At 63.2% G+C, this 18,116-nt stretch carries 23 protein-coding genes and 1 riboswitch; of the genes, 11 read left to right on the top strand and 12 right to left on the bottom strand.

Going from position 1 to position 18,116, the window contains the following annotated elements; all coding sequences use genetic code 11:
- Nucleotides 1-200 precede the first annotated feature (200 nt).
- Nucleotides 201-530, top strand: coding sequence for a hypothetical protein (locus AC07UR_RS13275; protein ID WP_209790899.1), 330 nt, complete (start codon nucleotides 201-203; stop codon nucleotides 528-530).
- Nucleotides 531-712: 182 nt separating this feature from the next.
- The gene (locus AC07UR_RS13270) at nucleotides 713-1,735 is read left to right on the top strand and encodes a glycoside hydrolase family 26 protein (protein WP_209790616.1); all 1,023 of its coding nucleotides are present in this window, start codon (nucleotides 713-715) and stop codon (nucleotides 1,733-1,735) included.
- 60 nt (nucleotides 1,736-1,795) lie between these two features.
- On the opposite strand, the gene AC07UR_RS13265 is transcribed toward AC07UR_RS13270, so the two are convergent.
- The 3 genes from AC07UR_RS13265 to AC07UR_RS13255 all read right to left on the bottom strand — a co-directional run bounded on the left by AC07UR_RS13265 (nucleotide 1,796) and on the right by AC07UR_RS13255 (nucleotide 3,980).
- Nucleotides 1,796-2,035 (bottom strand): DUF982 domain-containing protein, encoded by a 240-nt coding sequence (locus AC07UR_RS13265; RefSeq protein WP_077500014.1) that lies wholly within the window; start codon nucleotides 2,033-2,035, stop codon nucleotides 1,796-1,798.
- Nucleotides 2,036-2,360: 325 nt separating this feature from the next.
- Nucleotides 2,361-3,071 carry a GntR family transcriptional regulator gene (locus AC07UR_RS13260; protein WP_209790617.1) on the bottom strand — a complete coding sequence of 237 codons (711 nt, stop codon included), beginning with the start codon at nucleotides 3,069-3,071 and terminating at the stop codon, nucleotides 2,361-2,363.
- Between the two features lie 114 nt (nucleotides 3,072-3,185).
- Nucleotides 3,186-3,980, bottom strand: a complete 795-nt coding sequence (locus tag AC07UR_RS13255) for a DUF1194 domain-containing protein (RefSeq protein WP_173420736.1) — start codon at nucleotides 3,978-3,980, stop codon at nucleotides 3,186-3,188.
- Between the two features lie 160 nt (nucleotides 3,981-4,140).
- On the opposite strand from AC07UR_RS13255, the gene AC07UR_RS13250 reads away from it, so the two are divergent.
- Together AC07UR_RS13250 and AC07UR_RS13245 are read left to right on the top strand one after the other, a co-directional pair.
- Entirely contained in the window at nucleotides 4,141-5,451 is a 1,311-nt protein-coding gene (locus tag AC07UR_RS13250) for a glucoamylase family protein (RefSeq protein WP_209790618.1), read from the top strand.
- Complete coding sequence (locus AC07UR_RS13245) at nucleotides 5,448-6,320, top strand: (2Fe-2S)-binding protein (protein WP_234941858.1); 873 nt, start codon at nucleotides 5,448-5,450, stop codon at nucleotides 6,318-6,320. Before AC07UR_RS13250 ends, AC07UR_RS13245 begins: the two co-directional genes overlap by 4 nt.
- A 69-nt stretch (nucleotides 6,321-6,389) precedes the next feature.
- On the opposite strand, the gene AC07UR_RS13240 is transcribed toward AC07UR_RS13245, so the two are convergent.
- The 3 genes from AC07UR_RS13240 to AC07UR_RS13230 form a co-directional block, all read right to left on the bottom strand.
- Nucleotides 6,390-7,184 (bottom strand): CbtA family protein, encoded by a 795-nt coding sequence (locus AC07UR_RS13240; RefSeq protein ID WP_209790619.1) that lies wholly within the window; start codon nucleotides 7,182-7,184, stop codon nucleotides 6,390-6,392.
- A gap of 197 nt (nucleotides 7,185-7,381) precedes the next feature.
- Entirely contained in the window at nucleotides 7,382-7,558 is a 177-nt protein-coding gene (locus AC07UR_RS13235; RefSeq protein WP_025427862.1) for a CbtB domain-containing protein, read from the bottom strand.
- Nucleotides 7,559-7,601: 43 nt separating this feature from the next.
- Nucleotides 7,602-7,871, bottom strand: a riboswitch (cobalamin riboswitch).
- Nucleotides 7,871-8,563: a TetR/AcrR family transcriptional regulator gene (locus AC07UR_RS13230; RefSeq protein ID WP_209790620.1), complete on the bottom strand. Its 693-nt coding sequence runs from the start codon at nucleotides 8,561-8,563 to the stop codon at nucleotides 7,871-7,873. Its footprint overlaps the riboswitch before it by 1 nt.
- Nucleotides 8,564-8,666: 103 nt before the next feature.
- On the opposite strand from AC07UR_RS13230, the gene AC07UR_RS13225 reads away from it, so the two are divergent.
- On the top strand, nucleotides 8,667-9,497 hold the full coding sequence (locus AC07UR_RS13225; protein WP_209790621.1) for an NAD(P)H-binding protein: 831 nt from the start codon (nucleotides 8,667-8,669) through the stop codon (nucleotides 9,495-9,497).
- The gene (locus tag AC07UR_RS13220; RefSeq protein ID WP_209790622.1) at nucleotides 9,494-9,973 is read left to right on the top strand and encodes an anthrone oxygenase family protein; all 480 of its coding nucleotides are present in this window, start codon (nucleotides 9,494-9,496) and stop codon (nucleotides 9,971-9,973) included. The genes AC07UR_RS13225 and AC07UR_RS13220 overlap by 4 nt, the downstream gene beginning before the upstream one ends.
- A 47-nt stretch (nucleotides 9,974-10,020) precedes the next feature.
- Here AC07UR_RS13220 and AC07UR_RS13215 read toward each other — a convergent pair whose 3' ends face one another.
- From AC07UR_RS13215 to AC07UR_RS13200, 4 genes are all read right to left on the bottom strand, one after another.
- Complete coding sequence (locus tag AC07UR_RS13215) at nucleotides 10,021-10,818, bottom strand: SDR family NAD(P)-dependent oxidoreductase (RefSeq protein ID WP_209790623.1); 798 nt, start codon at nucleotides 10,816-10,818, stop codon at nucleotides 10,021-10,023.
- Nucleotides 10,819-10,929: 111 nt separating this feature from the next.
- On the bottom strand, nucleotides 10,930-11,490 hold the full coding sequence (locus AC07UR_RS13210; RefSeq protein WP_209790624.1) for an SRPBCC family protein: 561 nt from the start codon (nucleotides 11,488-11,490) through the stop codon (nucleotides 10,930-10,932).
- The gene (locus AC07UR_RS13205; RefSeq protein WP_209790625.1) at nucleotides 11,487-11,861 is read right to left on the bottom strand and encodes an ArsR/SmtB family transcription factor; all 375 of its coding nucleotides are present in this window, start codon (nucleotides 11,859-11,861) and stop codon (nucleotides 11,487-11,489) included. Before AC07UR_RS13205 ends, AC07UR_RS13210 begins: the two co-directional genes overlap by 4 nt.
- A gap of 50 nt (nucleotides 11,862-11,911) precedes the next feature.
- Nucleotides 11,912-12,727: a crotonase/enoyl-CoA hydratase family protein gene (locus AC07UR_RS13200; RefSeq protein WP_209790626.1), complete on the bottom strand. Its 816-nt coding sequence runs from the start codon at nucleotides 12,725-12,727 to the stop codon at nucleotides 11,912-11,914.
- Nucleotides 12,728-12,809: 82 nt separating this feature from the next.
- Here AC07UR_RS13200 and AC07UR_RS13195 point away from each other — a divergent pair, with 82 nt between their 5' ends.
- Nucleotides 12,810-13,391: a TetR/AcrR family transcriptional regulator gene (locus tag AC07UR_RS13195; RefSeq protein WP_209790627.1), complete on the top strand. Its 582-nt coding sequence runs from the start codon at nucleotides 12,810-12,812 to the stop codon at nucleotides 13,389-13,391.
- 9 nt (nucleotides 13,392-13,400) lie between these two features.
- Here the strand turns inward: AC07UR_RS13195 and AC07UR_RS13190 are convergent, their stop codons facing one another.
- Nucleotides 13,401-13,787 carry a hypothetical protein gene (locus AC07UR_RS13190; protein WP_209790628.1) on the bottom strand — a complete coding sequence of 129 codons (387 nt, stop codon included), beginning with the start codon at nucleotides 13,785-13,787 and terminating at the stop codon, nucleotides 13,401-13,403.
- A 90-nt stretch (nucleotides 13,788-13,877) separates the two neighbouring features.
- On the opposite strand from AC07UR_RS13190, the gene AC07UR_RS13185 reads away from it, so the two are divergent.
- Together AC07UR_RS13185 and AC07UR_RS13180 are read left to right on the top strand one after the other, a co-directional pair.
- Nucleotides 13,878-14,825: a LysR family transcriptional regulator gene (locus AC07UR_RS13185; RefSeq protein ID WP_209790629.1), complete on the top strand. Its 948-nt coding sequence runs from the start codon at nucleotides 13,878-13,880 to the stop codon at nucleotides 14,823-14,825.
- A gap of 161 nt (nucleotides 14,826-14,986) precedes the next feature.
- A complete protein-coding gene (locus tag AC07UR_RS13180; RefSeq protein ID WP_173420723.1) occupies nucleotides 14,987-15,337 on the top strand; it encodes a VOC family protein in 351 nt (116 codons plus the stop codon).
- Between the two features lie 41 nt (nucleotides 15,338-15,378).
- Here AC07UR_RS13180 and AC07UR_RS13175 read toward each other — a convergent pair whose 3' ends face one another.
- Nucleotides 15,379-16,662 (bottom strand): cystathionine gamma-synthase family protein, encoded by a 1,284-nt coding sequence (locus AC07UR_RS13175; RefSeq protein WP_209790630.1) that lies wholly within the window; start codon nucleotides 16,660-16,662, stop codon nucleotides 15,379-15,381.
- A 124-nt stretch (nucleotides 16,663-16,786) separates the two neighbouring features.
- Between AC07UR_RS13175 and AC07UR_RS13170 the strand changes: the two genes are divergently transcribed.
- Together AC07UR_RS13170 and AC07UR_RS13165 are read left to right on the top strand one after the other, a co-directional pair.
- On the top strand, nucleotides 16,787-17,245 hold the full coding sequence (locus tag AC07UR_RS13170; protein WP_077499731.1) for an Lrp/AsnC family transcriptional regulator: 459 nt from the start codon (nucleotides 16,787-16,789) through the stop codon (nucleotides 17,243-17,245).
- A 165-nt stretch (nucleotides 17,246-17,410) separates the two neighbouring features.
- Nucleotides 17,411-18,043, top strand: coding sequence for a LysE family translocator (locus AC07UR_RS13165; protein WP_173420721.1), 633 nt, complete (start codon nucleotides 17,411-17,413; stop codon nucleotides 18,041-18,043).
- Nucleotides 18,044-18,116: the final 73 nt, after the last annotated feature.

Genomic DNA, 18,116 nt, shown 5'->3' with positions numbered 1-18,116 from the left:
CAGGGTCGGGACCGGTGCGGGCGGCTGCGGTCTGGCAGCGGCCTCGCGTTCGAAAAGCCGGCGCTCAGAAAGAAACTCTTAATTTTAGCTGTCAATAATAAGAAGTGAGGGTTGAACTTCACGGTCGATTCCCGCTAGGGAAATTGCCAGGCGGCGATGGCCGCTCGTTCGAAAGGATGCTTATGCGAAGCCTAACCGTCTTGGGCGGTCTCCGCCGCACCACCGTTTCAGGTTTCAAGTATCTCGTACCTGCCTCGTTTCTCGGTCTTCTGCTTGTCTCATCCGGCTGTTCGTCGGCGGGCATGGCGGAAAGCCCCCTGTTTGCGTCTGCCGGCCCGAAGGCCGTGACGGGCGTGCCGGGTATCGCCCCGAAAGCGGGTAAGTTGATCAGGGTTGCGCAGGATGACGATATCGTCGAGCCGCTGCCGGCAAGGAAGCGGGTCACCTCCTATCTCGGCCGTGCGCCCTACATCTGCTCGCCGAGTGGCTTCGGCCATACGTCGCGCTGCTTCCTCAGAAGTTCGCTGTAAAGCCGTTCCCATTTGGGTGATGCGCTTGAATTGGTTCGTCTTCATATAGTGTCGTTAGAGTGTTTCCGCTTGGGGTTTTGAGCGACGAAATACTCCAGTTCCTTGCAGTCATGCACCTTTTGGGAAGAGCCTTTTTCGCTCTGTTCCGCGAAACGCTCCAGATCCTCAGACGGAGACATATCGTGTCGATTGCGATGTTCAGATCGCTGGTGCTGGCCGGCCTCGTGGCGCTTTCGCCGGCGTTGGGGGCGGCGCATGCCGCGGCTGCCGATCTCGGTGACACGGTCGACCGGGTGCTGACGACGGCCTCGATCGGTACGGCCGGCAAGGTCGCGGGAAAATCCGGCGGCGCGGTCGCGATCGGCGTCTATGATCCGCATGACGCGGTAACGAACAGCGATGCGCTGACGATCGAACATGTGTTCGTCTATTGGCAGGCGCTCGACAAGGCGATGCTGAAGCGCAAGATCGCCATTGCCGAGGCGCAAGGCCGGGCGCTGATGATCTCCGTCGAGCCCTATACCCATGCGAGCGACTGGCGGGCAGGTGGCGAGCGGTTGTTTGCCGATATCGGCCGCGGCCGCTTCGATCGCGAGATCCGCGATATCTGCAAGCGCGCCGGTGCGGTGGCTGCCCCGGTCTACATACGCTGGGGCCACGAGATGGAAGATCCTGACGGACGCTATCCCTGGGCGCGGCGCGATGCGGATGGATACAGGAAGGCGTTTCGTTACTTCGTCGAAAGCTGCCGCACGCTTGCGCCCGACGTGCGCTTCGTCTGGTCGCCCAAAGGCCATCGCAACCTGACCGGCTATTATCCCGGCGACGATGTGGTCGATGCCATCGGCATTCCCGTCTGGGGCCTGCAGAAGATGGATGTGGACTATTGGGGCCGCGAGCGCAGCTTCGGCGAGACGCTTGGCGAAAAATACCGGCGGGTCGAAGGTTTCGGCAAACCTGTGATGGTTGCAGAGCTCGGCGTTTCCGGCTCGCCCGACTACAAGCGCGCCTGGTATGCGGAGATCTTCGATCGCAACACCTATCGCGATCGGTTCCCGCTGTTGACGGCCGTGGTGTTCTTCAACGACAAGGAACCGTATAAATGGCCGCTCGGCTACGGCTCGCCGGACTGGCGGCTGGACAAGGCGTCACTTGCCGCACTTGTTTCGGACAAGGGCGAAACCCTCGGCCGGCCGACGCAGTAGTGGCGGTGGACGCACCGGCGGTTCAGCCGGTGCGTGAACTTCGGAAAACTGGAGTTTTTCTCAGGCGAGCAGGAGGCCTGACTCACGGGCGGCTGCGGTAAAGCAGCGGCTTGCCCTGTTTACGCTGGTCAGCCCATCGAGCGCATCCAGGCAGCGCTGAAGGGCGGCACGATATTCCCGTCCACGTCTGCCCGGCCATTGCCGCAGCAGCTCAAGCGCCTCCCAGACCGTCCTGACGACGGTCTGCCGCTTGGACGACAGTTTCAGGTGGATCGGCGTTGCGAAGGTCTTTTCGCTCATCTTGCATTCCTCATTCATAGTCTTTTGAGCGGGAGGGCAACGCCGGGGATCGCCGATGGTTCCCTCGGCGAATGCAGTTTTTTAACCATGAGGACGGCGACCCGACATGGTCGGTGCGGCCGCGGCTGCCGAAAGTCCCCAAAGCCAAGGCTTTCGGACGAACGCGGCCACGCTTTGGCCGTGACAGATTTCGCCAAAGATTTTTCGGTTGATGGAGGTGCTGGAGGGAGGGGTGATGGTCGGCCCCAACGCAGGTCGTGCGCAAGCGGCGCCACATGATGCGCGTCGATGGACCGCTACCGCTGTGCCCTTCGGGCGGCAGGCATCAGAGATCGAGCGCGGCCCTGAGGTCGGTCGGCTTGCGCTCCCGAAGGTCGAGATCGGCCTCAATGTGATCGATATGATGGATCATCAGCGCTGCTGCGGTCTCGATGTCACCGGTTTCGATCGCGGTCAGGATGTCGTCGTGTTCGCTGTGGCCGCAACTCGAAACGGTCGATTGTCCGTAGAGCGCGATGACGAGCGAGGAGCGGGCGACCAGTTCGTCCATGAAGCGCCTGAGGATGGTATTGCCGGTGAGGTCGGCGAGCGCCAGGTGAAAATCGCCCGACGCCTTGATCTCGGCGCGGCGGGCCGAGCGGCCGCGCTGCGCGGTCAGGTGCTGTTCGGTGGCGAGCAGGCGGCGCAGTTCCTTGATCTCGACGGGGCCGATCCGGGCCGCAGCCGCGTGCAGGAGACCGGGCTCGATGAGCCGGCGGGTCGCAAAAATCTGGCGGGCTTCATCCGGAGAGGGATGGGCAACGAAGGCGCCGCGATTTTTCTCGACAGTGACCAGCCCTTCATAGGCCAGCGCCTGAAGGGCGGCGCGCACCAGCGTGCGGCTGACATTGAAGAGCTCGCCGACATCGCTTTCCGACAGCTTGGTTCCCGGCGCAAGCCGTCGTTCGACGATCGCATCGCGCAGCTTGTCGTGGATCTGGCGGGTGCTGGTGTCGGTGGGTACGTCGGCAGGTGCCGAATGGGTGGTCAGAGGCATGAAGGAGATCGATCCGCGAATGAGTGCGGCATCTTATCGTCGCGCGCGGTGAAGGGAAACGACAATCTGGCATGGTGGTGGATCGACACCATGCCGCCGTCTTCGAATGGCCAGCTACTTGTCGAGCTCGGGATACACCCGATCGAGGAAGCCGGGCCGTAGCTTTTCGCCGATCAGGCAGTCGGGCGCCGGCGTGGCATCGACGAGGCGCACGCGCGGCGGTGGCGGCAGGCCGCTCACCTCCAGGATCAGCTTCTGGCGGATGGCGATGGCGAAATCTTCCGGCTCGTGCACCGGCAGCACGAAGGAGCCGGGTCCACCGACGACGCATTCGGCATAATACTGGTCGAGCGGCCCGGTCGAGACCGACGGCCTGATCAGGATCGCCAGTCCATTGATGATGATACCGCGGGCAATCGCGATATCGCGGGCAGGGGTGACCGGTGGGCCGATGTTGTTGGGGCCGTCGCCGGAGACATCGATGACCCGGCGCATGCCGGAAAAGGCGTTGGAATCGATCAGCGCCGTTCCATAGCTGATCGCGTTTGAAATCGAGGTGCCGCGGCGTGTGCCGACGGGTCGTGCCTCGATCATCGCGGCAAAGGCGTCGGCCTCTGCGGCGTTGGAAATCACTCGCCAGGCGACGACGGAGGATTCGTTGACCGTGCCGGCCCATTCGAAATAGCCAAGGGCGATGCGGCCATAACGTCCGCTCTTCACCGCATTGAGGAATTCCGCATGGCGCAGCGCCTGCACATAGCCGGAGCGCTGGACCCGTGCTTCGTCCAGGTCCATCGAGCCCGACATGTCGACGGCCAGCACCAGTTCCACGTCGACATCGGTCGGCGCAGCGCCCGATTGGGTCGGGCTGCCCGTCAGGGAAAGGATCAACGCCAGCATGCTCAACATAGCTTCAACCCGTCATTGCGAGCCGCGTTATCTGACGAAATGTAGCACAGGATTGGCCGTCGGCGACTGTCTGGGGTTGGCCGACCTTCAATAAAAGGTGATATCGACATAGGTGACAGCCGACCGATACTGTGCCAGCAGTTCCAAATGAGCCGGTAAAATGCTTCAGCAGACACGGAATACGGAATGTTTTCAGATCGATAGGCTGCAAGCCGCCGCCTTCGATTATTTCCTGCGCTATAGCGACACCGAAACGGGGCTTGTCGCCGATACTTCGCTTGCCGATGCGCCCTCGAGCGTTGCTGCGACCGGTTTCGGGCTTTCCTGCTACCCCGTTGGCGTCGAACGCGGCTGGATCGGGCGCGGCGACGCGGCCAGCCGGGTGCTGACGACCCTGCGGTTTCTGGCGCAAAGCCGGCAGGGGAGAGATACGCTCGCCAGCGGCTATCGCGGCTTTTACTATCACTTTCTCCACATGAAAACCGGCGAGCGGGTGTGGCAGTCAGAGCTTTCCACCATCGACACCGCGCTGCTGATTGCCGGCGTCCTGGCGGCTGCCGCCTATTTCACCGGCGAGGATGCAACGGACACGGAGATCCGGGCGCTGTCGGAAAAACTCTATGCCCGGGTCGACTGGCGCTGGGCGCTCGGCCGCGGCGAGACATTGACGATGGGCTGGCGGCCGCCGGGGCGGTTTTTGAAATATCGCTGGCAGGGCTATAGCGAGGCGCTGCTGCTTTACGTGCTGGCGCTCGGCGCGCCGCACCATGCGATCGGGCCGGAGCATTACCGCGCCTTCACTGCCGCCTACGACTGGACGACGGTCGACGGTGCGCCGCATCTGAAGGCCGGCCCGCTGTTCATCCATCTCTTTCCGCAGGCCTGGATCGACCTTCGCGGTCTTCGCGATCCGCCGATGCGCGACAAGGCGACGGATTATTTTGAAAACACCTGCCGGGCGATCGACCTGCAGCGCCAGTATGCCGACGACAATCCCCGAGGTTTCGCCGGCTATGACCGGGTTGGATGGGGCCTCAGCGCCGGTGACGGACCGAAGGGGCGGCTGCGGCTTGTCGACGGGCGCTGGCAGCGGATGCTCGGTTATGCCGCCCGCGGTGCGCCCGGTGGACCCGACGACGGCACGCTGGTCCCCTGGGGGCCGGTTGCCTGTCTGCCCTTCGCCGCGGATGCTTCGCGCTCGGCGCTGGCCGCATTCGAAAACCGCTATCCGGACCTCCTGTGCGAAGGCCGCTTTCCCGGCGGGTTCAATCCAAGCCTGTCCGGCGCAGGCCCTGAAGGCTGGGTCGACGACCGCGTGGTCGGGCTTGACCAGGGGCTCGTCGTGATGATGATCGAAAATGCCAGAAACGGTTTTGTCTGGCAGCTGACGCGTAGCGTCCCGGCCATCCGGCGCGGCTTGCAGAAGGCGGATTTTCGCGGCGGTTGGCTTGCGGCAAGGGAGACGGCATGAGCTTCGCTCACCAGCGGCAGGACGATCGCCCGGCGGTAGAGGGCATGGACGCGGCGCAACGCCGGAGCGCTCTCGACCTGCTCGCGCGCCTGCAGCCATTCTTTCCCGAAGTCGGCTTTTCGCTCGATGCTGCCGGCGACGACGGTCTTTCCGCGGCGCAGTTCTGGGCCGAGGATGGTGCGGGGCTCGAAGCCGGGCTTGCCTATCAGGATTGTTTCGCCGTCGGTATGGACAACAAGATCCGCGCCGCCCATCTGATCGCGTTTTACGGCAACCAACTGGCGCTCGCGCTTGGCAGCCTCTATCTCGGTGCGGGCATCGTGGCGGGGGTTCGCCGCCTTCGCTTCGAAGAATTTTCGCGCGCCTATGGTGAGCGGCTGGTGGCGGCCAAACGGTTTCATTTCAGCCTAAGCATGCCTGCGGTCGGCGATAATGCCCCAGGCGATGCGGTTGCCTTCAGTGAAACCTTCGCCGTGCATCTGGCGCCAGTCATCGCCATGCTGAAGCGTCGCACGGGTCTTTCGTCCGGCGCGCAATGGCGGCTGGCAGCGGATTCGCTTGCGGGTGGTTTCCTGGAGATCGGTCGCGCGCTCGGCGACGAAGAGGATGCGATGTCCAAGGCGCTGGCGATCGTCAAACGCCAAGGCACGCCGCTCTATTCCGACAAGCTCTGTTATGAGGCAATCAAGGTCGAGTTCGGCGAGGGGAGCGGCGATCAAGCGCTGTCGCGCGTCTATCGCCTGCGCGGCGGCTGCTGTCTCTATTATCGAACCGAAGGCGGCAGCTTCTGCGACAATTGCGTGCTGTTGGCGCCGCAGGAGCGTCGGGAACGATTGCAGGCGCATCTGCTTGCATCGCAGACGGGCTGATCATCTCAAACGACAGAGCGCCTGATATCGGCGATATCAGGGGCTCGTTTGTCACGGTGGCCGGTCGGCTTATGCCTTGGCGAAACGGTCGTTGATGAAGCCCGAGACGACGCCGAGCACGATCCAGAAGGCGAGCGTGGTGGCGAGCGCCGCCACGGCGAACTCGGCGCCCAGTACGGCCGGAACATTACTGGAAATATCCGACGGCTGCGGCGCGCCATAGACGTGGGGTGCTGCGATCAGCACGAGGCCGATGATCTTGGCAACGATCTCTTCGCGCAGGACCAGCAGATAAAGGCCGACGGCGGAAAGCGCTACCGTTGCCAGCCACCAGACCTGGCGGTCGCCGAGTTCGGCGGCCGGGAAGCCCGGTAGTTCCGGCGGCAGGCCGATGGCCGGCAGCATGTGTACGGCAAGCCAGCCGCAGGCGCCCCAGAGCGCGCCGTTCCTGAGCGTGATCGGATAGCCGATGACGAGGCTGACGCCGGCCAGCAGCAGCGCGAAGCCGGAGCCGGTCACCAGATTGGCGATCAGCGTGCCGGAAAAGCGGCTCATGCCGAACATGATGCCACCTTCCTCGTGTTCGCCCTCGTGGGCGTAGGCGGGGGTGATCGGCGACAGGGCGTCGAGCAGGGCGCCGATCGGCGAAACCGCCTTCAGCGACGAATGCTGGTCGTGGTTTGCGGCGGCCGGATCGGCCGTTCCCGGCTGGGCGGCGGGCTGTTCGCCGGCGGCGGGTGCTTCGCCTTCGAATTCTTCCGCGTGCAGGATCAGCGGTACGACGCGCAGTTCCTGGGCGCCGGTCATGAAGACACCGGCAATCAATCCAGCCACGATCGCGGCCAGAAGCGTTCTGACAATCATTTTCGATATCCCTCGATATCGGCGCGCCATGCGCCTTGCAGGCAGCGCCGTGTCCCATTGGCAATCCTGCGAACGGCTCCGGCCGGCAGATCTTCGGTCTGCATCAGACGCAAGCAAACGCGTCCGGCTGTTTGCCGGAAGCGTTTTTGTCCGCAGCTATGTCGACGCGGAACGCATGTCGCGTCCCTCCGCATCGCTTAGTGGCAGGGGAAGCCGTAGGAGTGGCGGGTGTCGTGCGCGGTGTCGTGCAGCACGGCCGAATTCGCCAGGCCCGCGCCGAAGACGAGGAAGCCGCCGATGAGAAGCGCGATGATACCCGCGGTCAGACGATCGCTGAGGGAGAGCGGAATGCTCGAAACTGTAGACGTAGCCATGACAACCTCCGTGATGGCATCGGGAAATTTCCCGGTTTGGGCCCTATGCCCGCATCGACTGGCAGGTTTCCTGGCTCAGGACGTCGGGTGAGATCACCCTGGATTTGCCTCGCCTTCCCAGAGCCAAGGTCCGCCCTCTCGCGGTCTCGTCTCCAGTGGCTTCTTCCGGATCGCTCCGGAACGGCGCATTCACGTCGCTCTACAGTCGCGGGGTCGGCCGTGATTTGAATGCCCAGCATGGGTCCATCCGTCACGTTCCCGTTTACTCCCGAAACGCGTTCGCGTTGCGGGAACCAATCGATCTGATGATGATTAGGATCGCACCCCGGAGATGTCAATTAAACTTGCGCCGCCGCCCGGCCCATCCGCGACAAAATCCCGAAGGATCATGCGTTTATAGGCCTCGACGATCTGGTCGCCCTCGGCCCGGTCCACCGAGACCGCAAGCCGCATGGTGCAATCGCCGAGATGCATGATCAAAAAGGCGGCGCTATCGATCGCCTCGCGCGGCGTGCCGGGCGCAAACCGCGCCCAGACGTCGGCGAGAAGCTGGCCACCGGCACGGCTTTGCTGGAGGTCGATTTCGCGCAGCGCCTTGTCGGCCTGCATCGCCGACCAGATATCGCGCATGACGGGCTCGGCCAGGAACATATCGTAATAGATGTCGAACAATACGGCGAAGGCGTCACGCAGCTCGGCGAGCGACGTCACCTTGGCAAGCTCGGCCGCGATACACTCGTTGCACACCGCATTGTAGCGCTCGGCCAGCGTGCGCACGATCGCCGCCTTGTCGGGAAAGTACTGGTAGAGCGATCCGATCGAAATTCCAGCCTTTTCAGCGACTTCGCTCATGCGCATGGCGTCGCTGCCCTTCTCCTGGATGAGTGCCGTCGCGCAGGCGAGGATGTGTTCGACGCGCTCGCGGCTGCGTTTCTGGCTGGGTGTCCGGCGCAGCGCGGTCTCGTCGTCGGGGGGAGCCGCGGCTGGGCTTGTCTCTTGATTCATGAGTGATGCTCACATTTTGACTTGACTCCTAAAATACGAGGATTTATCACATTTGCAAATGTGAGAGATGCTCATGTTTGTAGGCCAACCTCAGGAGGAAGCGATGACGGACAAACTGACACTGGTTCTGGGCGGTACCGGCAAGACGGGGCGGCGGGTCGCGGCCCGCCTTCAGGAGCGGGGCGTTGCGGTGCGCATCGGCGCGCGCTCGGCGTCGCCTTCTTTCGACTGGACCGACGAGGCGACCTGGGCGACGGCCCTTGCAAATGTCGATCGCATTTATGTCTGCTTCCAGCCCGACCTGGCGGTGCCGGGTTCCGTCGAGATCATCGCCAAGTTTTCACGCCTTGCCGTCGACGCAGGCATCAAGCGGCTGGTGCTTTTGTCGGGCCGAGGCGAGGATGAGGCGGAAGCCGCCGAGCGTGCGCTTCAGGCCTCCGGCGCTGACTGCACGATCATCCGCGCCAGCTGGTTCTTCGAGAACTTCAGCGAAGGTTTTCTCGCCGATGGCATCGTGAGCGGGTCCGTCTTCCTGCCGACGGATGAGGTCACCGAACCCTTCATCAGCTGTGACGACATCGCCGACGTTGCGGTTGCGGCTCTTCTGGATGAGGGCCATGTTGGCCAGGTCTATTCGCTGACCGGCCCGCGGCTCATGACCTTTGCTGACGCTGTGGCCGAGATCGCTGCGGCTGCCAATCGGCGGATCAGCTATCAGTCCGTTCCGGTTGACGATTTTGCCGCGCAGCTGAAGGCCGACGGCGTGCCGGATGACTATGTCGAATTGATCCGCTATCTCTTCACCTCGGTGCTCGATGGGCGCAATTCGAGTGTGACGTCCGATGTCGAGCGCGTGCTTGGGCGCCGGCCGCGCGACTTTGCAACTTACGCCCGGGAGACCGCTGCAACCGGTGTCTGGAGTATTGCCGCATGATCCCGCTCATCCCCGCTCTGGCGTTTGCCGCCGCGATCGGTTCCGGCCTGATGGCCGGGCTGTTCTTCATCTTCTCGGTCTGCATCATGCAGGCGCTATCACGGCTGCCGGCCGAGCAGGGGATCGCGGCGATGAACGCCATCAACGTGGTGATCCAGAACCCGCTGTTTCTGAGCGTCTTCATGGGCACGGCGCTTCTGGCGCTTGCCCTGGTGATTGCCGCCTTCGTCTGGGGCGGCAATGGCAGCCTGCTCCTGGCTGTAGGCGGCATCGTCTATGTCGCCGGCGTGCTGATCGTCACCATCATCTTCAACGTTCCGATGAACGATGCGCTGGGTGCTGTCACGCCCGGCCAGGCTGCCACCGAATTCTGGCAGCAGCGCTACCTGACCGACTGGGTCTGGTGGAACCATGTGCGCACGGTGACTTCGATCGGGTCGCTGGCGCTGTTCATCCTCGGATTTGCACGCGCCTGACACGCGGCGACTGGCGGACCTTGACGAGGGTGCGCCGGTCGTTCCCGTCAATCGACCAGCGAACCGCAGGTGAGATTGGCGATTGCGCCGGTCATGGCGCCAGCCCGGTCCGAGGCGACGAAGGCGGCGTAGTCCGCGACCTCGTCGAGCTTCGGAAAGCGCCCGAGCAATGTCCCAGTCTTCGCGCGACCGTCGAGCATCTCCTCCACCGTCGTGTCGAAGCGGTCGGCAAAGCCTTGAAAGACGGCGCGTGCGTGCGAAACCGGCAGCGCCTCGGGAATGGCGTCCGGACGCAGGCAGATGACGCGGATGCCGTGACTGCCGACTTCGCCCGCCAGAATGCGCGAGAAGGTCTCGATGACGCCGCAGGTGGTGCCGTAGCCGAGGAAGCCCGAGCCTGACAGGCGCGAGCCGGGTGTCGACACCGTCAGGATGACGCCGCCGCCGCTTCTCTCCATATGCCTTGTGGCCGTCTTGGCTGTGATGAAATTGGCGCGGGTGTAAGCAGAGATCGGACGTTCGAACTGTTCCAGCGTCAGCGCCGAAAGCGGCGGACCCTGGACATGGGAAAAGCCGACGGCTGTCAGCACCACGTCGATCCGGCCGGCGCGATCGACAACCGATTGCGCGTGTTGTTCGACGGCGGCCTGATCGAGGACGTCGACGACGTCGAACTCTGCCTTTCCGCCCGCCGCTCGAATTGTCCCGGTCGTGCGGCTCAAGGTTTCGGCTGTCCGTCCGACCAGAAAGACATCAGCACCTTCGCGGGCAAAGGCAGACGCCGCAGCGCCGCCGATCGCGCCGCTGCCGCCATAAACGATGGCCACCTTGTTTTGAAGCAACATGTCAAACTCCGTTGATCCTGCCTCGTTGAATGGACGTGCGGCATGAGGCCCCTGGGTCGGCAGGGATCCCAGGTGGAAAATCACGCAGCAATTTCTCATGGTTAGAGGGTGCTAGGGCGGCGACAGCCGCCGGGCATATTCCAGTTCGGGCAGGGTATGCTTGTTCCAGAAGCCGCGCGACGTGCGGCCGGAAACCACATTGGCGAGAATGTCGAGATGGGTATGCCAGCCCGCGGCAAAGCTCGCCATCGTCTGCTGTTTCGCGATGCGCGAATGGGTGACGACCAGCAGCACGTTGGCACCCCTCATTTCCAGATCGAACCGCACCTGCGATGGCGTCGGCGTGCCTTCGCCCCAGCTATAGGCGAGCAGATGCGGCGGTTCGCAGGCGATGATGCGGCCATGGATTCGGCTTTCGCCGGCAAGGGCCGCATATTTGGCAGGCGGTTCGCCGCAATCCGTGCCGAGTTCCTCGTGACGGAAGATGTGCTCGACCTTCGTCCCGGCTGCAGCCCCTATGGTGCCGGCTGCCATCCACAGGCGGCGCTTGTCCTCCTCCGTCAGATAGGCCCAGATGCGCTCGATCGGCCCCGGCAACAGCCGCTCGATGCGCGCCGCATCCGGCGCGACGATCCGGGCATATCCGTCGTCGTTGCCGGTTGACGAAATCATCCCTTCTTCTCCGTCGTTGCCTGCGCATCCGCACCCTTTGCCGCGTCGTCCGCCAGCAGCAGCGCTTCCAGCACGTCGATGCGCTGGCGCCAGAAGGCTTCGTAATGGCGCATCCACTCCATGCCGGCATGCATCGGTTCGGCGTCGAGCCGGCAGACATGGGCGCGGCCGCGCACCTCGCGCCGCACGAGGCCGGCGCCCTCGAGCACCTTGATGTGTTTCGAGGCGGCGGCAAGCGAAATGGCGAAGGGGGCGGCAAGCTCGCCCACCAGCCGTTCGCCCGCCGACAGATCCTCAAGCATCGCTCGCCGCGTCGGGTCGGAGAGCGCATGGAATACGGCGTCGAGCCGATCGTTCTTATATTCAACCATGTTGTTGAATATTGCCGATGCGATAATTATTGTCAACCGTTTGGTTGAATTTAGTAGTAGCGCGAGAAGGAGCGGCCACGCGGCGGATCATCATGGATATGCCGTCCCTTCCAGGCGGCGAGCGCATCGGAGAGGTCGTCGGTCGGCACCATCTGGGCAAACTGCTCGCTTTCCACCAGCAGCCCTTCCGATATCGACATGTTGAGGCCGCGGGTGACGGCAGTGATGATCGAGCGGACGGCGAGCGGCGAATATCCCATGATGCGTCTGGCAAGGTCGCGGGTGGCAGGCATCAGTTCCTCATGGGCAACGACGTGGTTGACGAGGCCCATGTCCCGGGCGCGGTCCGGCGAGAAATCCTCGCCCGTCAGCAGCAGCTCGAGTGCGTGTTTGCGGCCGGCAAGCCGCGGCAGGCGCTGCGTGCCGCCGAAGGTTGGGGGCATGCCGAGTTTGATCTCGGGCTTGGCAAAGCGTGCCCGCTCGCTGGCGATCGCCAGATGCACCGCCTCGGTGATCTCGCAGCCGCCGCCATAGGCGATGCCGTTGACGGCAGCGATGACCGGCTTCGGGAAGGACTCGAGCCGCGCGGTCAGCCGCTGGCCCCGGCGAACGAAATCGCGCACCGCCGGGTTCACGCCCTTCGCCACGCTTTCGGAAAATTCGTGAATATCGCCGCCAGCGGAGAAGGCCCGCTCGCCCGCGCCGGTGATGATCACCGCGCCGACCTTGTCGTTGACCTCGATGGTGTCGAGCAGGGCCAGTAGGCGGTCTATCAGCTCGTAGTTCAGCGCATTGAGTTTCTCTGCCCGGTTCAGCGTCAGTTGGGCAATGCCTTCGGAAATCTGCATCAGCACGGTGTTGGACATGGTTGCTCTCCGGCAAGTGTTGACACGGAGAGGTTAGGTGAGGGAGGATACCATGTATATTCACTAGTCGGTATACATTGTGATGGCGAAGGCTCAGAAATCGACCCGGGAAACGATTGTCGCGTCCGCAGCAAAGCTCTTCTATGCGCAGGGTATCCGCGCCGTCAGCGTCGATGCGGTGGCCGAGGCTGCAGGGGTGACGAAGCGCACGCTCTACTATCATTTCGAAAGCAAGGACGAGCTGATCGCCGCCTATCTCGAAGGCCGCGACCAGCCGAACCTTTTGCTTTTTCGCAAATGGTTCGAAGCGGCAGACGGCGATCTGGCCGAAAAGGCCGAGGCGATCTTCGTCAACCTCGCCCGGGCCGCGCGACATCCCAAATGGAAAGGGTGCGGTTTCCTGCGCACCTCGGCCGAGCTCGCCAATATGCCCGGCCATCCGGCGATCCGCATCGGTGCCGCCCACAAGAAGACTTTCGAGGCCTGGCTGGCGCAGGTGTTCGCCGAGGCAGGCATCAATGATGCCGGTGAACTGGCGCGCCAGATGCTGCTTTTGCTCGACGGCAGTTTTGCCGTCGTCCTCCTGCATCGGGATGCAAGCTACATGGAGAGTGCCGGCAAGGCGGCGGCAATGCTGGTCCGCGCGGCGATGTCCGCCCGCTGATTTCCGGCTTCAGGGTTTGCCGTTGGCCTCGACCTTGGTGGTGCCGCAGGGGTCGAGTACGACGCCGTTTTCGAATGTGCCGGACACCAGTCCGCTGACGTCGACCCGATCTCCCGGCTTCAGCGCGCTGTTGTTGTATTCGAGGCAGACGACGCGGGTCCTGGTGTTCGGGCAAAGCGTGGTGACGGCGATCGGATCCTGGACCTCCAGCGATACAACTTCGGCGGTCAGCTCGACATCCGGCCATTCCGGTGGCTGCTTCTGCCAGCCGGCAACCATAGGGGCGATCGCCTCGCAGCTGGTAACGTGCGGGCCGCCATCTTCGGCGATCGATGGCGTCGGCAGCAACAGAAGCGTCAGGAAAGTGCTGCGGGCGATCCGCTTCAGGTCAAGCATTCAGGTCTCCTGTGTTAAGGAGGCGCTCTAGCAAAGCCCGTGATCGCTGGAAAATGATTGCTCCTCATCTCGCATTGAATGGAATTCAGCATGCTCGACTGGCGTCGGATCGACCTCAACAACCTGAAAGTGCTGCATGCGCTGATGCTGGAGCGCCATGTCGGCAGGGCAGCCGACCGGCTGGGGGTAACGGCATCCTCGATCAGCCACAGGCTCCGTCGCATGCGGGAAGACTTTGCCGACGATCTGTTCGTGCGCACGCCGAGCGGCATGGTGCCGTCGCCGCGCATGGAAGAGATCGCGGTGCCGCTCAGCGAAATGATCACCAGCATCACCCTTGCGGTTTCATCGGGCGCAATGGAGGCATTGTCGCAGGCGCGGCGTTTCACGCTCGTGGTGCCGGACGGTCTGCGCCAGCAACTCTTGCCGGTGCTGATACAGAGCCTGGTTCAGGACCATGCGGGCCATAGCCTGGAGATCCGCGTCTTCGAGCGCCGATCCTATGCCACCGAGCTGTCGCAGGGCGAGGTCGATGCGGTCATCTCGGTCGGTGGCGATCGCGACGACCGCAGTCTCGTCGAGCGGATACCGGTTGCATGCGACCGGCTCGTCTGTCTGTTCGGACCGCTCTGCCCACTTGCCGGCGCGGATGAGGTGGCGGTCGACGACTATCTCTCGGCCGCGCATCTCTATTCGCTGCCCTGGCCGGCGACGGACAATCACTTCGACCGGCTGCTGGCACGCGATGGGCGCTCGCGCCGGATCATGCTGACCATGCCATCGCATCTGGGGATCGGCGACGCGCTGATTGCCAGCCGGCTGGTCGCCACCGTCCCGTCGTCGCTTGCGCGTCATCTGACGGCGCTGCACCCGGCGCTCGCCATCCGCCCGCTCGCGATCGACGGCACCGAGGGAACGGTCTTTCTGGAAGCCTCGCGCCAACAACAGCGGCGGCCGGAAATCGCTCGCTTCAAGGCCCTGGTGGAAACGGCGATCCGCACGGTGCTGCCGCGATCGCCGGCGGCACCGGGCGTCTGACAGGACGCGAAAAGGCCGCTCTATCCTTTTGCAGCACGTGACGGCGCTGTAGCACTATAAATTGCTGCATAATTCCTTAAATCGATTCTGATTTAAGGAATTATGCAGTAGGCAAACGCGTTGCCGCGATACAGATTGCGCCCGAAAACCGGGAGAGCGACATGGCAGTCAAACGCATCGTTTCCAATTTATACGCGCCGGATCCCAAGGCCGCGCACGCCTTCTACGCCGACCTGCTCGGGCTTGAGCTGGTGATGGATCATGGCTGGATCCTGACATTCGCCGCCAAAGGGCAAACGGCGATGCCGCAGGTGGGCGTGGCGAGCGAGGGCGGAAACGGCACGTCGGTGCCGGTGTTGTCGATCGAAGTGGACGATGTCGATACGGTCTATGCGCAAGCACGGAAGAAGGGCGTGGACGTCGTCTACGAGCTTACCGACGAGCCTTGGGGCGTGCGGCGCTTTTATATGCGCGATCCGTTCGGCAATGTGATCAACATCCTGTCCCATTGAGGAGGCCGGTCGCCGAAGGGATCGGCGGCCAGCCTATCAGATCAGGCGAGCGTCAGCGCGTTCGCGAGGTCGGCGACCAGATCGTCGGCATGTTCGATGCCGATCGAAAGCCGGATCGTCGTGTCGAGAACGCCGATGCGACGGCGAACGTCGATCGGCACGCCGGAGTGGGTCATCGCCGCCGGATGGCTTGCCAGCGATTCCGTGCCGCCGAGGCTGACGGCGAGCTTGAAGATCTGCAGCGCATTCAAAAAGCGGAAGGCCGCCTCCTGACCGCCCGTGATGTCGAAGGAGAAGGTCGAGCCGGCCCCTGTGCATTGCGCCGCATAGGCCTTGCCGAGCGGCGAGGCTTCGTCGTGGAACGGCAGGTAGTGAATGCGCTCGACCTTGGGATGGTCGCGCAGGAATTCCGCCACCACCAGGGCATTGTCGTTGGCCTTGTGCATGCGCACCGACAGGGTCTCGAGCGAGCGGCCGAGCATCCAGCAGGAATGCGGGTCGAGTTGCGTGCCGATCGCGCCGCGCAGCGCCTTCACCTGCTTCATGACCGCCTTGGACCCGAGGGCGGCGCCGGCGATCAGATCGGAGTGACCGCCGACATATTTGGTCAGCGAGTAAAGCGAGATATCGGCGCCGTGCTCGATCGGTCGCTGGAACACCGGGCCGAGCAGGGTGTTGTCGCAGGCGATGACCGGCGTGTGGCCCTGTTTGGCGCCAATGGCGTCGGCGACGCGACGGATCATGGTGACGTCGACGAGGCTGTTGGTCGGGTTGGCGGGCGTTTCGATCAGGATGACCGAGACACGGCCTTTCGCCATCGCCGCTTCGGCAGCTTCCGTCACCGCCGCTTCGTTGACGCCATCGGCAAAACCGACGGCCGAAACGCCGAGATTGAGGAAGGTTTTCGCCAGCAGCGTCTCGGTGCCGCCGTAAAGCGGCTGGCTGTGCAGCACCGCATCGCCGGGCTTCACGAAGGCAAGCAGCGTCGTTGCGATCGCCGACATGCCGGAGGAAAACAGTGCGCAGCTTTCCGTGCGCTCGTAGACGGCGAGGCGATCCTCGACGATCTCGCTGTTCGGATGGTTGAAGCGCGAATAGACGAGGCCGGCACCTACACCCGCCGGCGGCTCGCGACGGCCCGAGACGAAATCGAAGAAATCGCGGCCTTCCTCGGCGGTGCGGAAGACGAAGGTGGAGGTCAGGAACACCGGCGGCTTGACGGCCCCCTCAGACAGTTCAGGGTCGTAACCATAGTTCAGCATCAGTGTTTCGGGATGCAGCTTGTGGTTTCCGATATGGGTCTTGTAGGGGTGCGGCGCGGTCATGGCTTTCTCCTGAAGCGAAACGGGGCGACTGGCAGGCAAATTATATCAGACGCTTGGACCGATCCTTGCTATTTGCGATCACATACCCTTGAGTTGCGCAAACTATTGCCGGGATTGAAGAGATATGACGCAGAAAATTGCCGACGAGACTGACCGCAGAATCCTGAGGGAGTTGCTGGCCGACGCACGCATCACCAACAACGACCTGGCCGAGCGTGTCGGCCTGTCGGCTTCGCCCTGCCTCAGGCGGCTGCGGCGACTGGAGGAAACCGGCGTCATCCGCGGCTATACCGCGCTCATCGATCCGGCAGTCGAGGGTTGGACGATGACGGCGATCGCCACAGTCCGCCTCAGCCGCCAGCACGAGGACGAGATCGTCATGTTCGAGCAGGCGATCCGTGGTTGGGACGAGGTGCTTGAATGCCATCTCGTCACCGGCTCGCGCGACTATGTGCTGAAGGTGATGAGCGCCGGGCTGGAACAATACGAACGGTTCATCAAGGAGAAGATCGCCCGGCTCAAATGCGTGGCCTCAATCGAGACAAGCTTCGTGATGAACACGATCAAGGAGCGGCGGATCTGACCGACAATTGCCTTTAGGCAATTGTATCCAGGACAACAGCGAACTTGTTCGGTTCGCCTCTGCAAGGTCCGCGTGCGTGGGGCATCGATCTCGCCTTGCCAAGCGGGCGCAGGCATTGTCTACTGCCGGAAATTGCACACCATATGACCTTTTGGGAGCATTGCGATGCCGCCTATGGAATTGCTTCTGGCCTTCGTCGTGACCACGGCAATTTTCGCCTATATCCCGGGTCCTGCGATGCTTTATGCGGCGGCGCAGACGATGGCGCGCGGCCGCTGGTCCGGCTTGATGGCGACGCTCGGCATTCACCTCGGCGGTTATGTGCATGTCGTTGCGGCGGCCGCCGGCCTGTCGGTGCTGTTTCATGCGGTGCCGGTGCTCTACATGATCGTCAAGTTTGCCGGTGCCGCCTATCTCGTCTGGCTCGGGATTTCGCTGTTTCGCGCCAAGGCGCATGGGACCGGCGACTTACCCGGCATCGGGGCGAAATCCGGCCGGCGCGCCTTCTTCGAAAGCATCACCGTCGAAGTGCTCAACCCGAAGACGGCGATCTTTTTCGTGGCCTTCCTGCCGCAGTTCATCGATGCATCCGCGGCGTTCCCGGTATGGCTGCAGTTCGTCATCCTCGGCACGATCGTCAACCTGATGTTTTCGTCGGCCGATATCGTCTGCGTCATTCTGGCGGGGGTACTGATGGCAAGGCTCAAGCGCTCGAGCATGGCGCAGCGTGCGATGCAGCGCGCCGGTGGCGGCGTGCTCGTCGGGCTCGGCGTGCACCTGGCCTTCCAGAAAAGCTGATCCGCGCATGCCGCGTGTAGGGGATGGCGTCGGTGGCGGTGACACTGCCGACGCGAGGTGGTCGCTGCTGCGG

The organism is Ensifer sp. GW821-FHT05G01 (assembly GCF_059419585.1).
The sequence above is the reverse complement of the archived record's forward strand: the minus strand, read 5'-3'. Positions and strand labels throughout refer to the sequence as shown.

Excerpts from the sequence above, each read along its gene's own strand:
- AC07UR_RS13240 (WP_209790619.1), bottom strand. The coding sequence starts at position 7,184 with ATGATTGTCAGAACGCTTCTGGCCGCGATCGTGGCTGGATTGATTGCC.
- AC07UR_RS13225 (WP_209790621.1), top strand. The coding sequence starts at position 8,667 with ATGACGGACAAACTGACACTGGTTCTGGGCGGTACCGGCAAGACGGGG.
- AC07UR_RS13265 (WP_077500014.1), bottom strand. The coding sequence starts at position 2,035 with ATGAGCGAAAAGACCTTCGCAACGCCGATCCACCTGAAACTGTCGTCC.
- AC07UR_RS13220 (WP_209790622.1), top strand. The coding sequence starts at position 9,494 with ATGATCCCGCTCATCCCCGCTCTGGCGTTTGCCGCCGCGATCGGTTCC.
- AC07UR_RS13190 (WP_209790628.1), bottom strand. The coding sequence starts at position 13,787 with ATGCTTGACCTGAAGCGGATCGCCCGCAGCACTTTCCTGACGCTTCTG.
- AC07UR_RS13200 (WP_209790626.1), bottom strand. The coding sequence starts at position 12,727 with ATGTCCAACACCGTGCTGATGCAGATTTCCGAAGGCATTGCCCAACTG.
- AC07UR_RS13165 (WP_173420721.1), top strand. The coding sequence starts at position 17,411 with ATGCCGCCTATGGAATTGCTTCTGGCCTTCGTCGTGACCACGGCAATT.
- AC07UR_RS13210 (WP_209790624.1), bottom strand. The coding sequence starts at position 11,490 with ATGATTTCGTCAACCGGCAACGACGACGGATATGCCCGGATCGTCGCG.
- AC07UR_RS13245 (WP_234941858.1), top strand. The coding sequence starts at position 5,448 with ATGAGCTTCGCTCACCAGCGGCAGGACGATCGCCCGGCGGTAGAGGGC.
- AC07UR_RS13185 (WP_209790629.1), top strand. The coding sequence starts at position 13,878 with ATGCTCGACTGGCGTCGGATCGACCTCAACAACCTGAAAGTGCTGCAT.
- AC07UR_RS13230 (WP_209790620.1), bottom strand. The coding sequence starts at position 8,563 with ATGAATCAAGAGACAAGCCCAGCCGCGGCTCCCCCCGACGACGAGACC.
- AC07UR_RS13180 (WP_173420723.1), top strand. The coding sequence starts at position 14,987 with ATGGCAGTCAAACGCATCGTTTCCAATTTATACGCGCCGGATCCCAAG.
- AC07UR_RS13260 (WP_209790617.1), bottom strand. The coding sequence starts at position 3,071 with ATGCCTCTGACCACCCATTCGGCACCTGCCGACGTACCCACCGACACC.
- AC07UR_RS13175 (WP_209790630.1), bottom strand. The coding sequence starts at position 16,662 with ATGACCGCGCCGCACCCCTACAAGACCCATATCGGAAACCACAAGCTG.
- AC07UR_RS13205 (WP_209790625.1), bottom strand. The coding sequence starts at position 11,861 with ATGGTTGAATATAAGAACGATCGGCTCGACGCCGTATTCCATGCGCTC.
- AC07UR_RS13235 (WP_025427862.1), bottom strand. The coding sequence starts at position 7,558 with ATGGCTACGTCTACAGTTTCGAGCATTCCGCTCTCCCTCAGCGATCGT.
- AC07UR_RS13250 (WP_209790618.1), top strand. The coding sequence starts at position 4,141 with ATGCTTCAGCAGACACGGAATACGGAATGTTTTCAGATCGATAGGCTG.
- AC07UR_RS13215 (WP_209790623.1), bottom strand. The coding sequence starts at position 10,818 with ATGTTGCTTCAAAACAAGGTGGCCATCGTTTATGGCGGCAGCGGCGCG.
- AC07UR_RS13255 (WP_173420736.1), bottom strand. The coding sequence starts at position 3,980 with ATGTTGAGCATGCTGGCGTTGATCCTTTCCCTGACGGGCAGCCCGACC.
- AC07UR_RS13170 (WP_077499731.1), top strand. The coding sequence starts at position 16,787 with ATGACGCAGAAAATTGCCGACGAGACTGACCGCAGAATCCTGAGGGAG.
- AC07UR_RS13195 (WP_209790627.1), top strand. The coding sequence starts at position 12,810 with ATGGCGAAGGCTCAGAAATCGACCCGGGAAACGATTGTCGCGTCCGCA.